This is a genomic window from Janthinobacterium sp. FW305-129 (assembly GCF_020858115.1).
GTDB lineage: Bacteria > Pseudomonadota > Gammaproteobacteria > Burkholderiales > Burkholderiaceae_D > Janthinobacterium.
The window spans coordinates 214,453-238,113 of sequence record NZ_JACYMM010000005.1 but is presented as its reverse complement, the minus strand read 5'-3'; the positions used below and the strand labels follow the sequence as shown (position 1 = coordinate 238,113).

The window sequence follows — 23,661 nt, the reverse complement described above, 5'->3', positions numbered from 1 at the left end:
ATGCGGAAAAGCCCGCTGCCGGCGGCGCCGGGCGCTTACCATAGCGTGACATCGCCGCCGCACGCGGCCGCCCATACACTTTTCATGGAACCATCGTGACCTATCTCGGCATCGATATCGGCACTTCCGAAGTCAAGGCCATCCTCACCGATGACGCGCAAACCATCCTCGCCAGCAGCGGCGTGGCCCTGCGCGTGTCGAGTCCCCATCCCGGCTGGTCGGAACAGCATCCCGAACACTGGTGGCAGGCCACGCTGGACGTGATCGCCGCCATCCGCAGCGCCCAGCCGCTGGCGTTTTCCGGCTTGCGCGGCATCGCCCTGTCGGGCCAGATGCATGGCGCCACCCTGCTCGACGAGCAGCAGCGCGTGCTGCGCCCGGCGATTCTGTGGAACGACACGCGCGCGTCCGCCGAATGCGCGGAACTGGAAGCGCTGGTGCCCGGGTCGCGCGCCATCACGGGCAACCAGGCCATGCCGGGCTTCACGGCGCCCAAGCTGCTGTGGCTGCAAAAGCACGAACCGGCGCTGTTCCGCGCCATCAGTAAAGTCTTGCTGCCCAAGGATTACGTGGCCCTGCGCCTGACGGGCGAGTATGTCTCCGACATGTCCGACGCTTCCGGCACCCTGTGGCTGGACGTGGCCAAACGCGACTGGTCCGAGCGCATGCTGGCCGCCACCGGCCTCTTGCGCGAACACATGCCGCGCCTGGTGGAAGGCAGCCAGGCGGCCGCGCAGGTGCGCCCGGCCCTGTGCCAGGAATGGGGCATCGCGCACACGGTGCTGCTGGCCGGCGGCGCGGGAGATAACGCGGCGGCGGCCGTGGGCCTGGGCGTGGTGGAGCCGGGCGCGGGCTTGCTGTCGCTGGGAACGTCCGGCGTGCTGTTCGCCGGCAGCGACGGTTTTGCACCGAATCCCGGCCAGGGCGTGCACGCGTTCTGCCATTGCCTGCCCGGGCGCTGGCACCAGATGAGCGTGATCCTCAGCGCCGCGTCGAGCCTCAGTTGGGTGGCGCGGCTGACGCAGTCGAACGACATCGGAGAATTGGTGAAACTGGCGGAAAACGTCGAGGCGCGCACGGCGCCCGTCTTCCTGCCGTATTTGAGCGGCGAGCGCACGCCGCACAACGACGCTGCGGCGCGCGGCGTGTTTTTCGGCCTGTCGACGGAGCACGGACGCGCGGAACTGGCCTACAGCGTGATGGAAGGCGTGGCCTTTGCCATGGCCGACGGCAATGCAGCCCTGCGCGGCGCCGGCACGCACCTGACAGAAGCGTCGTTCGTGGGCGGCGGTTCGCGCAGCCGCTTCTGGGCGCAGCTGTGCGCGAACGCCTCGGGCTTGCACGTGCTGCGCCACGACCACGGCGTGGCCGGCGGCACCCTGGGCGCGGCGCGCCTGGCGCAGATGGCGGTGACAGGCTTGCCGCCCGCGCAGGTGTGCACGCGCCCGCCCATGCAGGAAACGGTGGCGCCGCAGCCGTCCGGCGTGCTCGACGAACGGCTGGCGCGCTACCGGCGCTTGTATCCGCTGCTGCGCGAGGAGTTCGCGGGCGCTGCGGCCGGCGATGTGGCTGCTTAGTCAACTTTTCCTTGTAATTTGTTGTTTCTATGTTGAAAGTGTTTCTCTAGCGAAAGCACTGCTTGGTTTTTCACGGGGCGCGCCGCATGATTTCCTTGTTTGGTGGGAATTGGATAGATTTGGCGGCGCCTTTGTTGCCATCCTGTTCTTGCCGCCGGGAGAAACACATGCAACTCGCGAACCTGAAAATTTCCATCCGCCTGGGTCTGCTGGGCACCTTCTTCTTTCTTGCACTGGTGTTCGTTGGCGCGCGCGGCTGGAGCGCGCTCGACGCGGCCAGCGCGCGCAGCGCGGACGCCATGCAGCGCGCCGTGGCCCTGACGGAAGCCGTCGACGCGGCGCGCAGCGCGCAGGTGGAATTCAAGATCCAGGTGCAGGAATGGAAAAACATCCTGCTGCGCGGCGGCGATGCGGCAGCCTTCCAGCGCTACCGCGAAGCGTTCGTCGCCAGCGGCGCGCAGACGCGCAAGGAATTGAAAAGCCTGCAAGCCATGATGGGGGCGCTGAAGCTCGACACGGCGCCCGTGGAGCATGCATTGCAGGCGCACGGCGCGCTGGGCGTGAGCTACCTGGCGGCGCTGCAAAAGTATGATGGTGCGCGCGCCGACAGCGCCCACACGGTCGATGCCCTGGTCAAGGGCATGGATCGCGAACCGACGCGCCAGATCGACGCCATCGTCGCGGCCATCGGCAAGCAGTCGCACGGCCTGATGGCGCAGATGAAGGAGCAGGATGACGCGGCGCACCGCAGCGCCAGCATCGCCATGCTGGCCACGGTGCTGGTGACGCTCGTTGTCGGCAGCGTCACCGTGTGGTGGCTGATCCGCAGCATCACCGTGCCGCTGGGCGCGGCCGTCGGCATCGCCCAGCAAGTGGCGGCGGGAGACTTGCGCGCCGTGGTGGCCGACGGCAGCCGCGATGAAATCGGCGACCTGCTGCGGGCCCTGAAAGCCATGAGCGGCAACCTGGCCGCCATCGTGGGACGGGTGCGCACCGGCACGGACGCCATCGCCATGGCGTCGGGCGAGATCGCCAGCGGCAATATGGACCTGTCCTCGCGCACGGAAGAGCAAGCCAGCTCGCTGGAACAGACGGCCGCCTCGATGATCGAGCTGACGTCCACCGTGCGGCAGAATAACGACAACGCCGACCAGGCGCGCCAGCTGGCCGGCGGCGCATCCGACGTGGCGCAGCGCGGCGGCGCGGCCGTGGCGCAGGTGGTGCAGACCATGAGCCATATCAATGCCTCCTCCAAACGCATCGTCGACATCATCGCCGTCATCGACGGCATCGCCTTCCAGACGAATATCCTGGCCCTGAATGCGGCGGTGGAAGCGGCGCGCGCGGGCGAGCAGGGGCGCGGTTTCGCCGTCGTCGCCACCGAGGTGCGCAGCCTGGCGCACCGCTCGGCCGCAGCGGCCATGGAAATCAAGCAGCTGATCGGCGAATCCGTGCGCACGGTGGAAGAGGGCAGCGTGCTGGCCAGCCAGGCGGGGCGCACGATGGATGACGTGGTCAGCAGCGTGCAGCGCGTGAACGCCATCATCGGCGAGATCGCCGTGGCCAGCGTGGAGCAGCGCGACGGCATCGAGCAGATCAGCATCGCCATCAGCCAGATGGATGGCGTGACGCAGCAGAACGCGGCGCTGGTGGAGCAGGCCGCCGCCGCCGCGGATGCGCTGCAGCAGCAGGCGGCCAGCCTGGCCGACGCCGTCAGTATCTTCCAGCTGCACGGGACGCCCGGCGTGGCCGTACCGGCTGGCGCCGCGCAGGCCCGCAGGCTGTCGCTGGCCTGAGGCGGGCGTGCCCAGCGCCGCTTGATGCCAGTCAAGCGGCGCTTCATCAGGCAAAATTCTTGCCGAAATTCTTATACTATTTCCTTTCCGCATGGATCTGCGCCCGGCCGCATGGCGCGCGTTGCAAAGGAAAACCATGTCCCGTACTTTCCGCCTGCCGGGTGACGCATGACGGCGCTGCTGCTGGCGCTGTGCCTGACCCTGGCCGTGATGCTGAGCGTGCTGCTGGCTTGCCAGTGGCAGGCGGCGCGCATGTGGCGCATGCGCCATGCGACCGGCGCGGTGCTGCAGGCGGCCCAGGCGCAGCGCATGGCAGAGGCGCTGGCGCTGCTGCATGCGCTGCCGGCCGCCGTCATCGGCACCGACCACGATGGCATGGTGCAGTACCTGAATCCCCGCGCCAGCGCCATGGGCGGGCTGCTGGGCGACGATGGCCTGGGCCAGCCCGTGACCGGGCTGCTGCCGCTGTTCCACGACGGTACGCCTATCGACGCGGCGCGCCAGGTGCGCGACTGCGTGGCGCGCCAGGAAGTGCTGGAGGTGGCGCGCGGCGCCGTGCTGCTGCGTCCTCTCGACGGCAAGCGCATCGACGTGCAGTACAGCTGCGCGCCGCTGGCGCAGGGCGGCGCGGTGCTGCTGCTGCACGATGTGTCGGCCCGCCGGCGCGCCGAGCAGCAGCTGGAATTCATCGCCCACCACGACGGCTTGACGGGCTTGCCGAACCGCCTGCATTTCCAGATCCGCTTCGAGCACGGCATCGCCTATGCGCGCCGCCACCAGGCTTTGCTGGCCGTGCTGTTCGTCGACATCGACCGCTTCAAATCCATCAACGACAGCCTGGGGCACGACGTGGGCGACCAGGTGCTGACGGAGTTCGCGCGCCGGGTGCAGCAATGCGTGCGCAAGGTCGACACGGTGGCGCGCCAGGGCGGCGATGAATTCATCATCCTGCTGACGGAATTGCGCACGGCGCACGACGCCGAGCGGGTGGCCGAAAAGATCGTCGGCGCCATCGCCGCCCCCTTCGTCATCGGCGAATACAGCCTGTCGGTGGCGGCCAGCGTGGGCGTGGCCCTGTACCCGGACGACGACGACGACGTCAACGCGCTGATCGAAAAGGCCGACCTGGCCATGTATGCGGCCAAGCGCCATGCGCCGGGCACCTGTCTGCGCTACGCCGCGCGCATGCAGACGCAAACATACTCGCGCACCATCCTCGAGACGGCCCTGCGCCATGCACTCGAACGCAACGAATTCGCGCTGTACTACCAGCCGCGCATGGACCTGAAGACGCGCAGGATCACGGGCGTGAAGGCGCTGCTGCGCTGGAAGCACCCGGAACTGGGCCTGATGATGCCGCTCGACTTTTTACCGGTGCTGGAGGAAAGCGCCTTGATCCTGCCGGTGGGGGCGTGGGTGATGGCCACGGCGGTGCAACAGGCGCGCAGCTGGATCGCACAGGGGCAGATGCTGACGGTGTCCGTCAGCCTGTCGGCGCGCCAGTTCTACCAGCGCGATATCGCGCGCAATTTTGCCGCCGCACTGGAGGCGGCCGGCGTGCCGGGGCACTGCATCGAACTGGAAATCGCCGCCGGCATCCTGATCGACCGCAACCAGAACTGCGAACTGATACTGCGCCAGTTCCGCCAGCTGGGCATGGCCATTGCCATCAGCGATTTCGGCACGGGCGATGCGTCGCTCAATTACCTGAAACGCTTCCCCACGGATGCCGTGAAGATTGAAAAGTGCTTCGTCGACGACGTGGGCAAGCCGGGCGGCGACGGCGCCATGGTGCGCGCCATCGTGGCCATGGCGCGCACGCTGGGACTGCGCACCATCGCCGGCGGCGTGGAAAGCGGCGAGCAGCTGGAGCTGCTGGCCGAGATGGGCTGCGACGAGGCGTTTGGCTATTTTCTCGGCCGCGCCATGGGGCCTGAAGGCGTCGAGGCGCTGCTCAGGTGCGGCGCCCCGGCGTAGTTCACAGAATGGCCAGCGCGACGGCGGCCAGCACGGCCGCCACGCCGATCATGCGCGCCAGGCGCATGGCCTGGTGGGGGGCGTAGGGCAGCAGCCAGATCAGCAGCAAGCCGCAGCCCGTCAGGCTGCCGACCCAGTAGACGAGGCCGTAGCCGCCGCCGGCGATGTGCATGGCCCAGGCCAGGGCCGCCGCCAGCGCCAGCCAGCCGGTCCATTGCAAGCGGCGGCGCAGCGGGGCGGGCGGTTCGGCGCCGCGTCCGTGCAGATCGGCGTAGTGGCGGTCCATCGCCAGGCACAGTGCGGACAGGCCCGCATAGCACAGGGCGAAGACGAGGAAATTGGCTAGTAATTCCATCACGCGGCCTCCATCGTTGGCGCCGGTTTTACGGGTGCCGCCTTGGCCGTCTTCACGGGCAGCGGTTTCAATTTGAACGCCGCATACGCGAGGCCCAGGCCCAGCACCAGCACCACCAGGTCGAAAGCGGCCACCGCCACGGGGCCGCGCCCCAGGAACAGGGTCACGCCCAGGTGTGCATCGCTGGTGAACATGTTCAGCACGGGCAGGGACGCCAGCAGGAAGGCGCCGGCGGCCAGCTGCATGCGCCACATGGCGCGCGAGGGGCGCAGCTGGGCGATGATGGCGGCCAGGGCCCAGGCGCCGAAGAAGCAGGCGATTTCTTCTTTCGCCCGCTCTTCCATCGTCACCGACAGCAGGCGGTTGGCCCAGAAGTAGGCGCCGAAGGCGATCGGGATGCCCGCAATGGCGCCGATGTTGAGCGCTTCCACCAGGCGCAGGCCGAAGCTGGCGCGCTTGCCGGCGGCCAGCGCCTTGGCCTGCTTCTGGCGCGTCTTGACGGCCCACAGCAGGGCGCCCGTGGCGACCATGGCGCAGCCGGCCAGGCCGGAGAGGAAGAACAGGGCGCGCAGCAGCGGGCCGCCGAAATGCGCGATGTGCAGGCCATACATCACGCCGTGCGTGGCGGCCGCGCCGGGCAGCGCGTCGCCGTCGGTAGCCAGCAGCTTGCCGGAAACGCCATCGAATTCCATCGACGGCTGCTTCGACGACATGTCGCGTCCGGACGCGCGCGACAGCGTGATGGTGGCGTTGGTGTCGCCCGGGTGGTTGACGGAGATGCGTTCGACCTTGCCGCCCCAGTGCTGCTCCGCCTGGCGCACCAGGGGAGCGATCGGCGTCAGGGGCGCGGCCACGCCGGCCGGCTTGCTGTCGCCCGAACGGCCCGGGAAGGCTTCGGCGAAGAAGGCGTCCTTGTCACCCTTGTAGGCGGCCGTGGCGCCGGATGGCATGTACAGGAACATCAACGTGACCAGGCCCGTGTAGGTGATCATGATGTGGTAAGGCAGGGCCAGCACGGCCGTCACGTTATGCGCGTCGAGCCACGAGCGCTGGCCCTTTTTCGGCCGGAAGGTAAACAAATCCTTGAGGATGCGCTTGTGCGTGACGATGCCGCTGATGATGGAGACGAACATGAACATGGCGCAGAAACCCACGATCCAGCGGCCCCAGATGGCCGACATGTAGTGCAGGTCGAAATGCAGGCGGTAGAGGAATTCGCCGCCCCGCGTCTCGCGCGGCTTGGACAGCACCTCGCCCGTGGCCGGGTCGGCTTGCTCGCTATGGAAATTGCCGCGCCGTCCGCGTTTCTTTTCGCCTGGCTTCGAGGGTTTGCTCCAGCCCAGCTGCGTGGCCGGATTGCGCTCGCCGGGCAGGCTGATGAACCAGCGCGTGGCGCCCGTGGCCCGCTCTTGCATCGCTTGTTGCGCGACGGTGGCCGCTACTTCCGTCGTCACGTCGCTGGCGGCGGCGCCATGCAGTTCGGGCTGCATCCACAAGGTGATTTCATTGCGGTAGTAGCTGGCCGTGCCGGCGCAAAACACCAGCAGCAAGATCCAGCAGACGAGCAGGCCGGACCAGGTATGCAGCCATGCCATCGACTGGCGGAAACCTTCTTTCATGCGAGACTCCAGGAGAGTGCGTCCATCGACTGCAGGATGGCGGCGATGACGGCGGCGGGGATTGCGAGCCCGAGCCAGGCGCGCAGGGCGCTGCGCGTGGCAAAGACCCACATCACGGCGCAGGTGTAGATGGCAAACGACAGCAGGGTGGCCGTCATGACGGCTTCGGAACGGGCCATGGGCAGGCTCACCGACAGCAGCATGGTGACCAGCGCGGCCAGCACGTAGCCGCCGCCGATGGCCGCAACGCTGCGCGAGGCCACGCCGAGGCGGTAGACGGCGCCGGCGGAGAGCCGCAGGCGCGGCATTTTAAGGATGGCAGGCGCTTGCATGGTCAGTCGTGATCCTTGCTCGGTGGCAGGGCCGGGCCGGCCGGCAGCGGCGTCACGCCTTGCGGCTGCACCAGGCTCAGGGTGGTCACGAACATGGCCTTGTCATACGCTTGCGCGCCGCGCTGGCCGGGCGTCTTGTCCGTGTGCTGCACTTCCAGCACATACGTGCCCTTCCATGGCAGCGGGAAGCTGACCAGGCCTTGCGCATCGCTCCACGCTTCCTTGCCCCAGCCCGATTGCACCACGGCGTTGACCTTGGCTTGCGCCAGCGGCTTGCCCTGGTAGCTGACCTGGAACTGGCCGGGTTTGCCGGTCGGTACCAGGTCCAGGGTCAGCGCTTGTGTTTGCGCCTTGCCGTCGGCGACCAGGCGCGCGGCGGGAATCCACACGGTGCGCGTGGCCTTGCCATCCTTCTTCTCTTCCCACGACGGGTAGTTGTCTTCCTCGACGATGATGCTTTCGCCGGCGCCCACCTTGCCATTCAGGATGAACGCGCCGGCCGTCTTGCTTGCCTGCAGCGGCTGCGCGCCCTTGGCCGATACCCACGTCACGTTCCTGATGCTGAACTTGTCCAGCAGGCCGGGCGATGCTTCGCGCAGGTTGTCGCCGAATTCGCCGAAGTACACGCTGGCCGCCTTGCCGTCCTGCTGCAGCCAGATCTGGTGGGCGCTGGCGCTGCCGCAGGCGAAGGCCGCGCCCAGCAGGGCGGTGGCGAGGGCGCCGGGGGGCGCGATGGAAGTGATGTGCATGGTGTATCCCTTGTTTTGTTAGGAGCAACGTGGTGGTCGCAGCGGCGCATCGGTGCCGGGAAGTGGCGGCGCTACGCCGGCCGGCGAACGTATTCGTGCCATGGAACTTCCTTTTTTTCCTGATTGATAGGGGGAGGCTTGCTTGGCGGGGATGCCTGGCTGGCGCAGCGTGTCATCCAGCTGCGCATCAGCCAGCCGGCTGCGTGCAGACTCTGGTGAGAGTCTAAATGTGAATGAGAACTATTCTTATTATAGTGTGGGGTTGCGAGACATGCAAGAGTGCGATGTTGTAAACGAGAACGACCGCCCCATTGCTGGCGGCGGCCGTGCGGACGCGGGGGCGCGGGAGTTTTTACAGCTGGCCGCGCAGGGTCAGCATGGCGTTGCGCGGTTCGCCATAGAAGTTGGAACCATACGCGGCCCACACGCGCGTGTAGTATTTTTTGTCGAACAGGTTGTTCACCGTCAACGACAGCTCCAGCGTGGGGCTGAGGCGGTAGCCCGCCTGCAAGCCCACCGTGGTGACGGGGCCCTGCTCGAATTTCACGGGCCCGTTCAGGCGGTACATGCTGCTGACGCTGCGCAAGCCGCCGCCCACGCTGATCTTGTCGAGCGCGCCGGCCAGCCGATAGTTGGTCCACAGGTTGAAGTTGTGGCGAGGCGCGATGAAGGAATACAGTTGCGCTTTCTGGTCATCGCTGCCTTCGAGGGTGCGCGTGCTGGTGTAGGAATAGCCGCTCGTGATGTTCCAGCCCGGCAGGGGGCTGCCGCTCAGCTCGGCTTCCAGGCCCTGGCTGCGCATCTTGCCGGCGCCGATGGAAAACAGCGGGTTGGCCGGATCGGGCATGTCGCGGTTCTCGTCTTCCATGCGGAACAGGGCCGCATGCGCATTGACGTTCTTGTCGAACAGTTCCGCCTTCAAGCCCAGTTCGAATTGCTGGCCCGTGCGTGGTTTCAGGGGCTGGCCGGCAGCGTCCGTGGTGATCTGGGGCGAGAAGATGCGCGTGTAGCTGCCGTAGGCCGAGACCTGCTTGTCGAGCTCATAGACCATGCCCGCATACGGCGTGAACTTGGCCTTGATGGTGTTGCTGACGTCGGTGAACTGGTTGAAATACGTATTGCGGTTGACGGTATGGTTGTTCCGGTGCGTCAGGCGTCCGCCCAGGTTGACGGCCAGCCGGTCCGTCGCTTGCAGGCGGGTGCGCGCGTACAGGCCGAACTGTTTGGTGCGGTTGTCGTTGCCGTCAGTAAAAGTGTAGCTGGGCTGGGCGATATTGTTATCCGGGTGGAAGATATTGATGGGCGCAGTGTTGCCGCCGCCGTAGCGGAAATTCTTGTGCACCTGGCGGTAGTCGGCGCCCACGATCAGGTCGTGGCTGCGGCCGAACGCCTGGAACGGCGTCGCCAGCCAGGCATCGAGTCCCTGCGTCTTCCAGTGGCTGCGGTAGGTCCAGCTGATCAGGCAGCTGTCGCCCGTGACGGGGTCGGCCGAACAATCGGGCCAGCCGAAGTTGCGCGATGGCTCGTCCTGCTCGCGGTACAGGGCGGTCACCTTGAACTGGCCGCCGTTGTCCAGTTTGTGATCGAGTTCGGCAAAATATTCCGTGACCTTTTCCGTGATGTGGTTCCACGCCGGGTCGAGATAGGTGGAGCGGGGCACGTCGAGCAGGCGCCCGTCTTCATAGGCGGGCAGGCCGAAGGCGGGACGGCCTTTGTATTGCTGATATGTGACGCCGCCCGTCAGCACGGTGCCCGGCGCCACGTCGATGGCGACGGTGCCGTACAGCAGCGGTTTTTCCGCATACACATGGTCGACGAAGGAGCGCCGGTGTTCATACGCGGCCACCAGGCGGCCGCGCACCTTGCCGTCCGCGCTCAAGGGACCCGTGACGTCCGCTTCCGCATAGTAGCGGTCCCAGGAACCCGCGCTGAGCACGCCGCTGGCGGCGAAGGTGTCGCGCGCCCGCTTGCGCACCAGGTTGATGCTGCCGCCCGGGTCGCCCGCGCCCTGGAGCAGGCCGGCGGGGCCGCGCAGCACTTCCACTCGGTCATAGATGGCCAGGCCGAAGCCGGCCGACAGATCGTTGCCCGTGCTGGCCGGCGTCATCACGCCATCGACCTGTACCGAGTCCAGCGCATGGCCGCGCGAGTAAAAATTGCCGTGGTTGCCGCCCGTGCTGCTCGCTTCGACGGTGATGCCCGTCACGCCGCGCATGGCGTCGTCCAGGCTCAGTAAATTCTGGTCGTTCAATTGCTGGCGCGTCAGCACGGAGACGGACTGGGGAATCTCGCGCAGGCTTTGCCGGCCCTTGCCGATGCTCACCGCCTGCGCCGCATACGACTTCGTCAGCTCGGTATCGATGGTCGCGTCCTGGCGCGCGCTGACGGTGATTTCCGCCAGGGTCGCCACCTTGCCCGTGGCGGCGGGCGCCGGGCGGATGATGACGCTGTTGCCGTCGATGGCAGCCATCAGGCCGCTGCCGGCCAGCAGGCGCTCCAGACTGTCGGCCACGCTCAGGGTGCCGCTGACGGCGGGTGCCGTCTTGCCGGCCACCAAGTCGGGTGAAAACAGCAGTTGCAGATTGGCTTGCCGCGCCAGTTCATTCAGGGCTTGCCCCAGCGGCTGGGCGGCGATGGCCAGTTTGACGGGCAACAAGGTTTGCGCCTGTGCCAGGGGGATGTTGCCCAGGGCCAGCATGGCGGCCAGGGCGAGGGGGGTAACTTGAAAACGGAAATGTCGCATCGGATATCTTTATCGAGAGTGGAAAAGTGTAGCGCCGGAAACCTGCCTGGATTACAAAGCCGGCGTGTAGCGCACGGTCAGGATGATGTTGCGCGGTTCGCCGAAGTAATTGCCGCGGCGCAATTCGCCCGTGGCGGCCCAATAGGCCTTGTCCGTCACATTGGCGATGCTGAGATTGGCGCTCCAGTTGCGGTTGAACACGTACGAAGCGCGCGCATCCCACACCGCGCGTCCGCCGTTGCGGAAACTCACGTCAGGATTGTCATCGGCCCGATAGACATAGCCGCTTTGCGCCGAGACGCCGCCGCCCACCGTCCAGTGGTTCCACGCGCCGGGCAGGCGGTAGCTGGTCGACACGCGCAGCATGTGCTTGGGCGTGACGGTGGGCGGCGTCTCGTCGCCTTCGCCGCGCGCGATGTTGTAGGTATAGCCGGACGACAGCTGCCAGCCCGGCAGCACTTCGCCGCTGGCGTCCGCATCGATGCCCGTGCTGCGGATGGGGCGGCCATTGCGGTAGCAGCTGCCCGTCACGTCCCACTTCAGGCAATCGTCATTGCTGGCCTCGTCGTACACGGCCGTGTCGCGCTTGTTGATGCGAAAGGCGGCCAGTGCCACGTTCAGGCGACCGTCGTACAGCTCGCCCTTCACGCCCGCCTCATAGGTGTCGCCGACGACGGGTTTCAACGGTTGTCCGCCCAGCGTGTAGTACAGGCTCTGCGGCTGGAAGATGCTCGCGTAGCTGCCGTACACGGACCATTGCTTGCCCAGGTCGTGCACCAGGCCCGCGTACGGCGTGAATTCGCGGCTTTCCTTGTAGCGGCTGACGGGATCGGTGGCCAGCTTGCCCGTGGTCTGCTTGTCGAACCAGCTCAGGCGGCCGCCCAGCAGCAGATGCAGGTCCGGGCGCAGTTCCCAGCGCGTGCTGGCGTAGGCGCCGTAATGCTGCTCGTTCAGGTGCGGCAGCGAGTCCCAGGCCGGATGCGCGGGCTGCGCGAGCAGCGTATTGTTCGGATGAAAGACGTCGAAGGGCAGGCCGGGCGAGGTCGAGGCCGCGTGATCGTCGGTGAGGGCGCGCGAGGCGTTCATGCCCAGCAGCACTTCATGCCTGCCGCCCCAGGCCTGGAAAGTGCCGCCCACGTTGGCGTCCAGGCCCGTGGTGACGATATCCTGCTTGCGGTAGTTGACCGTGTACAGGCGCGCTCCCTGCTGCGTGGCGGGGTCGACGCTGCCGCGCACGATGGCCGCCTGCTGGTCGAAGGCCCCATAGGTGCGGTTGATGGCAACTTTGGCCTTCCAGCCGGTGCCAAAGCGGTGTTCGAGGTCGGCGAACAGCTCGCTGATGGTGGCGTCGTGGCGGTTCCAGTCCTGCGCCAGCGAGGTCGAGCGGCGGAGCGGCAAGGTGGCGCCGTCGCTGTAGCGGGGCAGGCCGAACAGCCAGTAGCCGTCCGTCACCGTGTGCTGGCGGCGCGCGCCGGCGCGCACGGTGGTGGCGGCGTCGAGGTCGGCCTCGACGATGCCGTAGAACAATGGCATGCGGCTGTGCGCCGCGTCATAGAAGTAATCGCGCTCTTCATAGGCCACCAGCGCGCGGCCGCGCACGGTGCCGGCCGCGTTCAGCGGCGTGCCCGCATCGAGCTCCACGCGGCGCTGCTGCCAGCTGCCCACGGTGGCCGTCAGATCCGCGTGCGCTTCGGCGCGCGGGCGCTTGCGCACCAGGTTGGCGACGCCGCCCGGCGTGCCGGCGCCGACGATCAGGCCGGCCGAACCGCGCAGGATTTCCACGCGGTCATACACGGCCATGTCGGGAATCAGCCAGCCCGTGGCATTGTCGGAAATGCCGGGCATGCCATCGATCAGGTAAGACAGGGCGTTGCCGCGCGACAGGAATTCATGCGAGCCGAAGCTGCGGTTCATGCGCGTCAGGCCCGTGCTTTGCTCCAGCACCTGGTCCAGGGTGAACAGGTTCTTGTCATCCATCTGCTGGCGCGTGACGACGGACACGGATTGCGGCGTCTCGCGCAGCGAGCGCTCGGCGCCCGCCAGGGTCACGGCGCGCGTCGTGTAGGCGCCCGTGCCTTCGCTGGTGGCCGTGCGCTCGCCATTGGCCGTCACGGTGATTTCCGACAGGGTCGCCGTCTCGCCCGTGGCCTTGGGCAACGCCTTGATGATGACGGCGCTGCCGTCGATGGACGCTTGCAGGCCGCTGCCAGCCAGCAGGCGCTCCAGGCCATCGCGCACGCTGAGCGTGCCGCTGAAAGCGGGCGCCGTCTTGCCGGCCACCAAGTCGGGTGAAAACAGCAGTTGCAGATTGGCTTGCCGCGCCAGCTCATTCAGGGCTTGCCCCAGCGGCTGGGCGGCGATGGACAGTTTGACGGGCGACAAGGTTTGCGCCTGTGCGGCGCTGAGCGTGCCCAGGGCCAGCATGGCGGCCAGGGCGAAGGGGGCGGGTTGCAGATTGAAGCGGGGGGACCACATGTTGCATTTCTCCAGGTTAATTTATTTTCGATTAACCTGGTAGACGCGGCAGCGGGAAAAATCCTCACCTGCGAATGCGAATTATTTTCATTTATTTTTTTGGATGTGCATGGCCGGTGCCTGCGCAGGCATTTTTGCCGCCATGCGGATCTCGCTGACGGTGCCGCTGCGCACGAGCTGCACGGGCAGCAGCTGGGGCAGGGCGGCGGCGAAGCGGTCGAGCTGGGCCAGGCTGAAGCTGCCGCCGATGCGCAGCCGCGCCACGGCGGGATCGCGCACGGCCAGGCCCGTGTCGCCATAGCGCTCGAATTCGGCCAGCGCCGCGCCCAGCGGCACGTTGTCGAAGGTGATCCTGCCGTCGCGCCATGGCGCCACGCTGCCGGGGGCCAGGCTGGCGACGGCGGACAGGCGGCCGCCGGCATCGGCCGTCACGCCCTGGCCGGCCGTCAGGTCGACTTGCTCTTGCCGCGCGCCCGCCACGCGCACATGGCCATGCTGCACGGCCACGCGCAGCTGGCCGTCGTGTTCGAGCGTGTTGCGCACGGCAAACTGCGTGCCCACCACCGTCACCGTCAAGGGGCCGCTGAGCACGTTGAACGGCTGCCCCTGCTTCGATTGCACCTGGAACAGCGCTTCGCCGTGCGCCAGGCGCACTTCGCGCCGCTGGCGGTACACGGTGACGTGCAGCTGCGTGGCCGTGTCGAGCTGCAGCTTGCTGCCGTCGGGCAGGGCGACGGCCAGGCGCTGGCCCCGCGCGGTGGCGTACGACTGGCTGAACACGGCTTGCTGCTGCCACCACTGGTAGCCGCCCGCGCCCACGCCGAGCAGCAGCATGGCGGCGGCCGCATACGGCAAGGCGCGCAGCCAGTGCCGGCGGGGAGCGGAAGCCGGCGGGCCTTGGGGCACTTGCCAGCGCGCGGCGACGTGGGCGGGAATCTTGCGCGCCGCGCGGTGCGTATCTTTTAGCTGCGCATACTCCTGGGCGTGACGCGCATCGGCCCCCAGCCAGGCGGCAAACTCGGCCTGTTGTTGCGCATCAAGGTTGCCGCGCCGGCTGAACCAGGTGGCGGCCGCCAGCGCCAGCGGGTCCTGCGTGGCGGCAAAGTCGGCGTACTCGCGCAAGTCCGCCTGCTCCTGGGCGGAGGGGCCGAAATCATGGCGGGGCGGGTGGGCGGTCATGGGCGCCATTATGTGGCTTCCCGCAAAGAATGCAACTGCGCCCGGCAACTGAGCATGCCGCGCGCGATATGTTTTTCCACCATGCTCACGGAAATGCCCATGCGCGCGGCGATTTGCGCGTGCGGCAATTCCTCGAAGACGTGCAGCACGAAGGCGTCGCGGCAGCGGGGCGGCAGGGCGTCGATGGCGGCCACGCAGGCTTGCCAGTCCTGGCTGCTTTCCAGCGCCTGTTCCGGCTGCAAATGGCGCGGTGCGGCCGGATGCGCGGCCTCCGGCAGGGCGTCGAGTGCCTCGTGCTGGCGCAGGGCGGCGCGGCGGTGCTGGTCGATCAGCAGGTTGCGCGCCGTGTGGTACAGCAGCGCGCGCGGTTCGCGCACGGCCGTTTCGTCCAGCACGCGCGCATAGCTTTCCTGCACCAGGTCGGCAGCGGCCTCGCGGTTGCGCAAGTTGCGCCAGCAAAAGTTCAACAGTTCTTGGTAATAGCGTGCAACCACGGCGTCCGATGTCTGAGTCCGCAGCCAGGAATGCCGCATATGAGAATGATTCTCATTATACGGTATGCCGGGATGCGGCGTTAAGCGGCTTGCCGCACCGTGGCAGGCGTACAACGCTTTGCCCCGCGGCCCGCATCGGTTAGCATGGGAAGTTAATAGGGAGACAACATGGCTATTCAAGTTATCAATACGGCGCCGATGGCCGGCCAGCGGCCCGGCACTTCGGGATTGCGCAAGAAGGTGGCGGTCTTCAGCGCCCCGCAATACCTGGAAAACTTCGTGCAAAGCGTGTTCGACACGCTGGGCGACTGCCGCGGCCAGACCCTGGTGCTGGGCGGCGACGGGCGTTACTACAACCGCGCGGCCATCCAGACGGTGCTGCGCATGGCGGCCGCGCACGGCTACGCGCGCGTGCTGCTGGGGCAGGGCGGAATTTTGTCGACGCCGGCCGTCAGCTGCGTGATCCGCAAGCATGGCGCCAGCGGCGGCATCATCCTGTCGGCCAGCCATAATCCGGGCGGCCCCGATGGCGATTTCGGCATCAAGTACAACATCGCGAATGGCGGCCCGGCGCCCGAGAAGGTCACGGAAGCCATGTTTGCGCGCACGCAAACGATCCGCGAATACCGCATCAGCGACGCGGCCGACATCGACCTCGACGCCTTGGGCACCGTGCGCATCGAGCAGATGACGGTCGAGGTGATCGACCCGGTGCTTGACTACGCTGAACTGATGCAGCAGCTGTTCGACTTCGACGCCATCCGCGCCCTGTTCGCGGGCGGCCTGCGCATCTGCTTTGACGGCATGCACGCCGTTTCCGGCCCGTATGCGACGGCCATCCTGGAAGGCATGCTGGGCGCGCCGAAGGGCAGCGTCATCAACGGCATGCCCCTGGAAGACTTCGGCGGCGGCCATCCCGACCCGAATCCCGTCAATGCGCGGGAATTGATCGCCATCATGGCAGCCGGAGATGGTGACAATGAGGCCCCCGATTTTGGCGCCGCCTCGGACGGCGACGGCGACCGCAACATGATCGTCGGCCGGCGCTTCGACGTCACGCCCTCGGACAGCCTGGCCATCCTGGCCGCCAACGCCAGCGTGGCGCCCGGCTACCGCGCCGGCTTGAAGGGCATCGCCCGCTCCATGCCGACGTCGGGCGCGGCCGACCGGGTCGCTGGCGCGCTGGGCATCCCCTGCCACGAGACGCCGACGGGCTGGAAGTTCTTCGGCACCTTGCTCGACGCCGGCATGGCCACCCTGTGCGGCGAAGAAAGCTACGGCACGGGCTCGAACCACGTGCGCGAAAAGGATGGCGTATGGGCCGTCTTGTTCTGGCTCAACCTGCTGGCGGAGAAAAAACAATCGGTGGAAGAGATCGTGCGCGCCCACTGGGCCACTTACGGCCGCAACTACTACTCGCGCCACGACTATGAAGACATCGACAACGCCTGCGCGGCGCAGTTGATGGAAGCCGTGCGCGGCCGGCTGGCCGCCTTGCCGGGCCAGGTGTTCGATGGCTACACGGTGGCGCTGGCCGACGATTTCAGCTACACGGATCCCGTCGACGGTTCCGTGGCGACGCAGCAGGGCATCCGCATCATCATGACGGACGGCGCGCGCATCGTGCTGCGCCTGTCCGGCACGGGCACCGAGGGCGCCACCCTGCGCCTGTACCTGGAGCGCTACGAGGCCGATCCCGCGCAGCACAGCATCCCGACCCAGCAGGCGCTGGCGGGACTGATCGCCGTGGCGGAAAAAGTGGCGCAGATACGCGCGCGCACGGGGCGCGAGGCGCCGAGCGTGACGACGTAAAAAAAGGGCGCCCTAGGGCGCCCTTCTGCATTGCGTTACATCAAACCGTCATCACGCTTTCGCCGGGATGACCGCCTGGCGGTAATTGTCGACCATCTTGTAGCGCTTCGCATACAGGCCGAAGGCCAGCATGGCCACCGCGGCAAAGGCGGCGAAGAAGAACATCTGGAAGGCTGTCACGCTGATGCCGCTCTCGGCGATCTTGCCGATCACGCCTTCGTTCATGACGCTGCGGTTGACGATCAGCACCCACAGGTTGCCCACCGTGGTCGACAGATTCCAGAAGCTCATGATGGCGCCCTTCATCGAGACGGGCGCCTGGCTGTAGGCAAACTCCAGGCCCGTGGCCGAGACCAGCACTTCGCCGAACGTCAGCAGGGCATACGGCAGGATCTGCCACATGATGGAGACGGCATTGCCGCTGTCGAGGGCCAGCTGCAGCAAGCCGATGACGATCCACGCCAGCGAAGAAAAGCCGATGCCGGCCGTCATGCGGCGCAGCGCCGTCGCTTCCAGGCCGAAGCGGTTCAGCATCGGGTACAGCACCAGATTGTTGAACGGGATCAAGAGCATCACCAGCATCGGGTTCAGCGCCTGCATCTGCGCCGGCAGGAACCAGCTCGGTTTTTCCATGGTGTTCGCCTGCACGATCCACGTCGAAGCCTTCTGGTCGAACAGCGAGAAGAACGGCGTGACGAGGGCGAAGATGACGAGGATGCGCAGCACGGCGCGTACGCCTTCGACGGCTTCGTCCGGGTGGATGCCGCGCGCGCGTTCCAGCTGCATGGCCGTGCCGATGCTGCCGAAGGCCAGCAGCAGGACCAGCGCCGTACACGCGGAAATCACGAAGCCCCATTCGGGAATGCTGTAGAACGCGTACAGGGCACCGATCACGCCCACGTAGGCCACGTACAGGCCGGGACGCGAACCGCCGTCGACGCGGGCCAGCAGGGCCGTGCGGGCCACGCGGGTGAACGAATCGGGATTCGGCGGCGCCGGCGGCACGTGCACGTATTTTTTCGCGCCCATCCAGAAGACGATGGTGGCGGCCAGCATCATCAGGCCGGGAATGCCGAAGGCGATCGACGGGCCGTAGTCGCGCAGGAACATCGGCATCAGCAGCGAGGCGAAGAAGGAGCCGAAGTTGATGATCCAGTAAAACAGGTCGAAGACCAGCTTGGCCTTGTGCTTGTTGGTCTGGTCGAACTGGTCGCCGACGAACGAGGCGACCAGGGGCTTGATGCCGCCGGAACCGAAGGCGATCAGGAACAGGCCGAAATAGAAGCCGTTGACGCTGTTTTCAAACAGGGCCAGGCAGGCATGGCCCGCGCAATACACAAGGCTGAGCCAGAAGATGGTGTTGTACTTGCCGAAGAAGCGGTCGGCCAGCCAGCCGCCCAGCAGCGGGAAGAAATACACGCCGATGACGAAGGTGTGGAACACGTGCTTGGCTTCGCCCGTGCGCTGGTCGATCGGGATCATCAGCAGCAGGGTGCTGATGAGGAATGGCGTCAGGATGTTGCGCATGCCATAAAAGCTGAAGCGTTCGCAGCCTTCGTTGGCGATGATGTACGGTATTTGCCGCGGCATTTTGCCCGTGGCGGTTTGTGTCTCGGCCGATGACATTGGCTCTCCCCCAAGTTTTTTTTGTAAGCCGCGATGCTAAGGCCTGCCGCGTTTGCTTGCAACAGAAAAAACGGCCTGTCCGCTATTTCGCAGGGATTTGTAAGGTATTGATTTTCATAAAGACATTACTTTCGGCACTTGCGCTTGCACTTGCACTTGCACTGGCACTGGCACTGGCACTGGCACGAGCGGGGCGGGGCAGCAACAGCTGCATTTGCAGCATGCCATCCGCTGCGGGGCTGTCCGCCAGGGTAAATCCGCAGCCCAGGTACAGGCTCAATGCCGCGTGGTTGTCCTGCGCCACGGCCAGGCGCACGCGGCCCAGCTCGGGAATGGCGCAGGCATGGTCGATGGCGGCCTGCACCAGTTGCCGTCCCGCGCCATGCCCGCGTGCCTGCGGCGCCACGTACACGCCCCACAGGCTGGCCTTGTCATGCACGACGGCGATCGCTTCGCGGCGCAGGCCGGCCATGGCGATCAATTGTTCCTCGTGGAAGGCGCCAAATATTATTTGGTGTGAAGAGGCGCGCAAGCGCTGGGCGATCTGCGCCAGCGGCAAGCCGCTTTCCGCCGCGTACGTCGTGCAGAAGGCGGCGGGCAGTTCGGCGATGCCGGCCAGGCGCAGCGCGCGGTAGGCGGGCGCGTCGTCTGGCGCGAGGGGGCGGATGGTGATGGCGGGCATGTGGGCGAGTATCGGGCTTTGATGCCAGAAAGTAAACCTTGCCGTCCAGCGCCGCCATCCTTAAGATCTGCCGCATGAAACCTGTACCGAGCCCTTCCCCTGATATCTCCGCTGGCGCGGCTCTGACGCCGGCGCGCGAGCGCGCGATGCTGTGGCTACTTGCGCTGACGCAATTTACCGTCATCATGGATTTCATGGTGATGATGCCGCTGGCGCCCCAGCTGATGCAGGCCTTCCACATCGGCCCGGCTGCCGTCTCGGGCGCCGTCTCGGCCTACGCCTGGTGCGCGGGACTGTCCGGCTTGCTGGCGGCCACGTATATCGACCGCTTCGACCGCAAAAAATTGCTGTTGACCATGTTTTGCCTGTTCACCGTGTCGAACCTCGCTTGCGCGCTGGCGCCGAACTTCCATGTGCTGCTGTGGTCGCGCGCGTTTGCCGGGCTGACGGGCGGCGTGCTGGGCGCCATCGTCATGGCCATCATCGGCGACGTGATTCCCGCCGAGCGGCGCGGCGCGGCCACGGGCGTCGTCATGACCTCGTTTGCCATGGCGGCCGTGGGCGGCGTGCCCATCGGCGTGGTGCTGGCCGCGCACTTTGGCTGGGCTTCGCCGTTTTTCCTGCTGGTCGCGCTGTCGCTGCTGGTCTGGCTGGGCGCGGCGCGCGTGCTGCCATCGCTGACGGCGCACATGGGCGCCGCTGCCACGCCGCTGCGCCAGGTGCTGCCGAACCTGCTGGCGCTGTTCCGGGACCGGCGCCACCTGCAAGCGTTTTCCTTGTCCATTGTCAATATGACGGCCGGCATGCTGGTGATTCCCTTCATTTCGCCCGTATTGGTCGGCAATATGGGGCTGGCGCCGGCCGACGTCACCTGGGTCTACCTGGCGGGCGGCTGCGCCACGATCTTCACGGCGCGCCTGATCGGCCGCTGGGCGGACCGGGCCGGCAAGCAGCAGGTGTACCGCTGGGTGTCCTTGCTGTCGATCGCGCCGCTGCTGTTCATGACGCACTTGCCCCAGCTGCCGCTGCTGGCGCTGATGCTGGCGTTTCCCTTCTTTATGGCCCTCGTCTCGGGCCGCATGGTACCGCTGCAGGCGCTGCTGACGACGATACCGGAACCGCACAAGCGGGGCGCGTTTCTCAGCGCCAATTCAGCCCTGCAAAGTTTTGGCAGCGGCCTGGGCGCCTGGCTGGGCGGCCTGACACTGCAGTCGGATGCGGCCGGCCACATCAGCGGCTATGGCATCAATGGCTGGCTGGCGGCGGGCTTGTCGCTGTGGACGGTGTGGTGGGTGGCGCGCGTGCGCGGCGCGGCGCCGCAGGGGGCCGCGCGTAGGTAGTTATTGGGTGGCGATGCGCTGCATGGGCGCATTGTCCTTGCGCCATTGCTCCAGGCTGATCAGCTCACCGCTGACGACGTCGTCGACGAGGATGCGCTTGCCATCCTGGGAAACGACGAAACTTTCCCAGCGGTGCGCCGCATCCGGCGTGTTTTCCACGAAGTTCAGGTCATAGTAGGGCTTGCCATCGATGAGGCGCGCATCGGGCGACGTTTCCATCACGGCGCCGTGGGCGCGGCCGCCGGACGCCTTTTCGATATGCGCCGACCAGGCCTTGATCTCCGGCAATGCCATCAGCGCATCGACGGCGCGCGCGCTCTGCTCCGGCGCCGGGCTGCTGGCGGCCGGGGTATTGGTGCCGTGCGGTGCGGCCTGCTGGTGCAGGTAGAAAGCGCCGAGCCCGGCGGCCAGCAAGCCGGCCAGGATGCCGGCGATGATGGTGGTTTTGGAAGAGGAGGCGCGTGGCTGCATGATGGTGGCGTGAGAAAGAGGGACGATGGCGGCCATGCTAAAGCAAAACGTGCAGGCGGGCAATCGTTGAAATTTCTAAAAAGCAAGACGAAAAAAAGCCACCTTCCGTGGAAGATGGCTCTCGGGGCTCTCGGGGCTGCCGGGCAGGCGCTGGCAGCTTTTGGTCTGCCAGTCCAGTCCCGGCGTATGCGGCCGGTTGCGCCGTCGCCTGCGCGACCGGCCGCCGGACATTACATCATGCCGTCCATGCCGCCCATGCCGCCCATACCACCCATGCCGCCGCCCATGCCGCCGCCTGCCTTGTCGTCAGCGATTTCGCAGACCATGCAGTCGGTCGTCAGCATCAGCGAAGCGATCGAAGCGGCGTTTTGCAGTGCCGAACGGGTCACTTTGGCTGGGTCCAGGACGCCCATTTCAACCATGTCGCCATACGTGCCGTTGGCAGCGTTGTAGCCGTAGTTGCCCGAGCCAGCCAGTACGGCTGCCACGACGACCGAAGCTTCTTCGCCGGCGTTTTGCACGATCATGCGCAGTGGCTCTTCCATTGCGCGCAGGACGATCTTGATACCAGCGTCTTGATCAGGATTGTCGCCCTTGACCGTGATGTTGGCGCGTGCGCGCAGCAGGGCTACGCCGCCGCCTGGCACGATGCCTTCTTCCACGGCAGCGCGGGTTGCGTGCAGTGCATCTTCAACGCGGGCTTTTTTCTCTTTCATTTCGACTTCGGTGGCTGCGCCAACCTTGATCACGGCAACGCCGCCAGCCAGTTTGGCGACGCGCTCTTGCAGTTTTTCACGGTCGTAGTCCGAGGTCGCTTCTTCGATCTGTACGCGCACTTGTTTCACGCGTGCTTCGATCGAGGCAGCTTCGCCGGCGCCATCGATAACGATGGTGTTTTCCTTGCCCACTTCGATGCGTTTCGCCTGGCCCAGTTCGGCCAGGGTCACTTTTTCCAGGGTCAGGCCGACTTCTTCAGCGATGACCTGGCCGCCCGTCAGGACAGCGATGTCTTCCAGCATGGCTTTGCGGCGGTCGCCGAAGCCAGGTGCTTTCACTGCGCAGGTTTTCAGGATGCCGCGGATGTTGTTCACAACCAGGGTAGCCAGCGCTTCGCCTTCGATGTCTTCTGCGATGATCAGCAGTGGACGGCCAGCCTTGGCGACTTGTTCCAGTACCGGCAGCAGGTCACGGATGTTCGAGATTTTCTTGTCGCACAGCAGGACGAATGGGCTGTCCAGGACGGCAACTTGCTTCTCTGGGTTGTTGATGAAGTATGGCGACAGGTAGCCGCGGTCGAACTGCATGCCTTCAACGATGTCCAGCTCGTCGTTCAGCGACTTGCCGTCTTCTACGGTGATGACGCCTTCTTTGCCGACTTTTTCCATCGCTTCAGCGATACGCTCGCCGATCGAGTAGTCCGAGTTCGCCGAGATCGCGCCAACCTGGGCGATTTCCTTGGTCGTGGTGCAAGGACGGGCGATTTTCGCCAGTTCTTCGACGGTCGCTGCAACAGCTTTGTCGATACCGCGCTTCAGGTCCATCGGGTTCATGCCGGCGGCAACGAACTTCATGCCTTCGCGCACGATGGCTTGTGCCAGCACGGTGGCGGTGGTGGTGCCGTCGCCGGCGTTGTCGCTGGTGCGGGAAGCCACTTCCTTGACCATTTGCGCGCCCATGTTCATGAGCTTGTCTTTGAGTTCAACTTCTTTCGCTACCGAAACACCATCCTTGGTGACGGTAGGGGCGCCGAACGAGCGCTCCAGGACCACGTTGCGGCCTTTCGGGCCCAGCGTTACTTTGACTGCGTTGGCGAGGATGTTGACGCCTTCGACCATCTTGGCGCGCGCTGCGTCGCCGAATACTACTTCTTTAGCTGCCATGTTCAATTCTCCTGAGTTTCGGGATGTATCTGTCTACAACGTGGAAACAATTACTTGACGACGATCGCCATGATGTCTTCTTCGCGCATGACCAGCAGCTCATCGCCGTCAACTTTGACGGTTTGGCCGGCGTACTTGCCGAACAGGACGCGGTCGCCCACTTTGACATCCAGAGGACGGACTTTGCCGTCGTCGAGAATCTTGCCATTGCCTACGGCAAGGACTTCGCCTTGATCCGGTTTTTCAGCAGCTGCATCAGGAATGATGAGGCCGGACGCAGTCTTGGTTTCCTGGTCGAGGCGTTTGACGATGACGCGATCGTTCAATGGGCGCAGATTCATACAAAACTCCTTAAAGTTCAATGGATAGGTGTTGCTAAATGAATACATGCCTGGCACAGCGCCAGGCGTGCTTTCAGTGACCGCCGTTGAAAGCAGCCCGCAACGGTCAAGCAAACCCCATGGCATCGGGTGCATGCCGGCGCTGGGCAGTGGTGGCATCGCGGCGTCGCCCGCCGCGTAGCGTTCCCTGCTGTTGCCCGGCAGACACCATCA

At 66.0% G+C, this 23,661-nt stretch carries 18 protein-coding genes; 5 read left to right on the top strand and 13 right to left on the bottom strand.

Annotation, left to right across the window (positions count from 1 at the left end; translation table 11 throughout):
• Positions 1-95 precede the first annotated feature (95 nt).
• The 3 genes from xylB to IGS61_RS12165 all read left to right on the top strand — a co-directional run bounded on the left by xylB (position 96) and on the right by IGS61_RS12165 (position 5,350).
• Positions 96-1,577, top strand: coding sequence for a xylulokinase (gene xylB, locus IGS61_RS12175; protein ID WP_230539809.1), 1,482 nt, complete (start codon positions 96-98; stop codon positions 1,575-1,577).
• Positions 1,578-1,744: 167 nt separating this feature from the next.
• Positions 1,745-3,373 carry a methyl-accepting chemotaxis protein gene (locus IGS61_RS12170; protein WP_230539808.1) on the top strand — a complete coding sequence of 543 codons (1,629 nt, stop codon included), beginning with the start codon at positions 1,745-1,747 and terminating at the stop codon, positions 3,371-3,373.
• A gap of 168 nt (positions 3,374-3,541) precedes the next feature.
• Positions 3,542-5,350, top strand: coding sequence for a putative bifunctional diguanylate cyclase/phosphodiesterase (locus IGS61_RS12165; protein ID WP_230539807.1), 1,809 nt, complete (start codon positions 3,542-3,544; stop codon positions 5,348-5,350).
• Position 5,351: 1 nt separating this feature from the next.
• On the opposite strand, the gene IGS61_RS12160 is transcribed toward IGS61_RS12165, so the two are convergent.
• From IGS61_RS12160 to IGS61_RS12125, 8 genes are all read right to left on the bottom strand, one after another.
• Positions 5,352-5,705, bottom strand: a complete 354-nt coding sequence (locus IGS61_RS12160) for a DUF3325 domain-containing protein (protein WP_230539983.1) — start codon at positions 5,703-5,705, stop codon at positions 5,352-5,354.
• Positions 5,705-7,324 (bottom strand): PepSY-associated TM helix domain-containing protein, encoded by a 1,620-nt coding sequence (locus tag IGS61_RS12155; protein WP_230539806.1) that lies wholly within the window; start codon positions 7,322-7,324, stop codon positions 5,705-5,707. Before IGS61_RS12155 ends, IGS61_RS12160 begins: the two co-directional genes overlap by 1 nt.
• Complete coding sequence (locus tag IGS61_RS12150) at positions 7,321-7,656, bottom strand: DUF3649 domain-containing protein (RefSeq protein WP_230539805.1); 336 nt, start codon at positions 7,654-7,656, stop codon at positions 7,321-7,323. The genes IGS61_RS12155 and IGS61_RS12150 overlap by 4 nt, the downstream gene beginning before the upstream one ends.
• Positions 7,657-7,658: 2 nt before the next feature.
• On the bottom strand, positions 7,659-8,405 hold the full coding sequence (locus IGS61_RS12145; protein ID WP_230539804.1) for a DUF4198 domain-containing protein: 747 nt from the start codon (positions 8,403-8,405) through the stop codon (positions 7,659-7,661).
• 352 nt (positions 8,406-8,757) lie between these two features.
• The gene (locus tag IGS61_RS12140; RefSeq protein ID WP_230539803.1) at positions 8,758-11,148 is read right to left on the bottom strand and encodes a TonB-dependent siderophore receptor; all 2,391 of its coding nucleotides are present in this window, start codon (positions 11,146-11,148) and stop codon (positions 8,758-8,760) included.
• Positions 11,149-11,199: 51 nt separating this feature from the next.
• The gene (locus tag IGS61_RS12135; RefSeq protein ID WP_230539802.1) at positions 11,200-13,623 is read right to left on the bottom strand and encodes a TonB-dependent siderophore receptor; all 2,424 of its coding nucleotides are present in this window, start codon (positions 13,621-13,623) and stop codon (positions 11,200-11,202) included.
• A gap of 87 nt (positions 13,624-13,710) precedes the next feature.
• A complete protein-coding gene (locus tag IGS61_RS12130; protein ID WP_230539801.1) occupies positions 13,711-14,802 on the bottom strand; it encodes a FecR family protein in 1,092 nt (363 codons plus the stop codon).
• A gap of 8 nt (positions 14,803-14,810) precedes the next feature.
• Positions 14,811-15,296, bottom strand: coding sequence for a sigma-70 family RNA polymerase sigma factor (locus IGS61_RS12125; RefSeq protein WP_230539800.1), 486 nt, complete (start codon positions 15,294-15,296; stop codon positions 14,811-14,813).
• 168 nt (positions 15,297-15,464) lie between these two features.
• Between IGS61_RS12125 and IGS61_RS12120 the strand changes: the two genes are divergently transcribed.
• A complete protein-coding gene (locus IGS61_RS12120; protein ID WP_230539799.1) occupies positions 15,465-17,108 on the top strand; it encodes an alpha-D-glucose phosphate-specific phosphoglucomutase in 1,644 nt (547 codons plus the stop codon).
• 51 nt (positions 17,109-17,159) lie between these two features.
• Here IGS61_RS12120 and IGS61_RS12115 read toward each other — a convergent pair whose 3' ends face one another.
• Both IGS61_RS12115 and IGS61_RS12110 read right to left on the bottom strand, forming a co-directional pair.
• Complete coding sequence (locus IGS61_RS12115; protein ID WP_230539798.1) at positions 17,160-18,698, bottom strand: POT-type proton-dependent oligopeptide transporter; 1,539 nt, start codon at positions 18,696-18,698, stop codon at positions 17,160-17,162.
• Between the two features lie 118 nt (positions 18,699-18,816).
• A complete protein-coding gene (locus tag IGS61_RS12110) occupies positions 18,817-19,416 on the bottom strand; it encodes a GNAT family N-acetyltransferase (RefSeq protein WP_230539797.1) in 600 nt (199 codons plus the stop codon).
• A gap of 74 nt (positions 19,417-19,490) precedes the next feature.
• On the opposite strand from IGS61_RS12110, the gene IGS61_RS12105 reads away from it, so the two are divergent.
• Positions 19,491-20,756 carry an MFS transporter gene (locus tag IGS61_RS12105; RefSeq protein ID WP_230539796.1) on the top strand — a complete coding sequence of 422 codons (1,266 nt, stop codon included), beginning with the start codon at positions 19,491-19,493 and terminating at the stop codon, positions 20,754-20,756.
• Here IGS61_RS12105 and IGS61_RS12100 read toward each other — a convergent pair whose 3' ends face one another.
• The 3 genes from IGS61_RS12100 to groES all read right to left on the bottom strand — a co-directional run bounded on the left by IGS61_RS12100 (position 20,757) and on the right by groES (position 23,448).
• Positions 20,757-21,263: a hypothetical protein gene (locus IGS61_RS12100; protein ID WP_230539795.1), complete on the bottom strand. Its 507-nt coding sequence runs from the start codon at positions 21,261-21,263 to the stop codon at positions 20,757-20,759.
• A 194-nt stretch (positions 21,264-21,457) separates the two neighbouring features.
• Positions 21,458-23,107, bottom strand: a complete 1,650-nt coding sequence (gene groL / locus IGS61_RS12095; RefSeq protein ID WP_034786546.1) for a chaperonin GroEL — start codon at positions 23,105-23,107, stop codon at positions 21,458-21,460.
• 50 nt (positions 23,108-23,157) lie between these two features.
• Entirely contained in the window at positions 23,158-23,448 is a 291-nt protein-coding gene (gene groES, locus IGS61_RS12090) for a co-chaperone GroES (RefSeq protein WP_010400979.1), read from the bottom strand.
• Between the last annotated feature and the right edge of the window lie 213 nt (positions 23,449-23,661).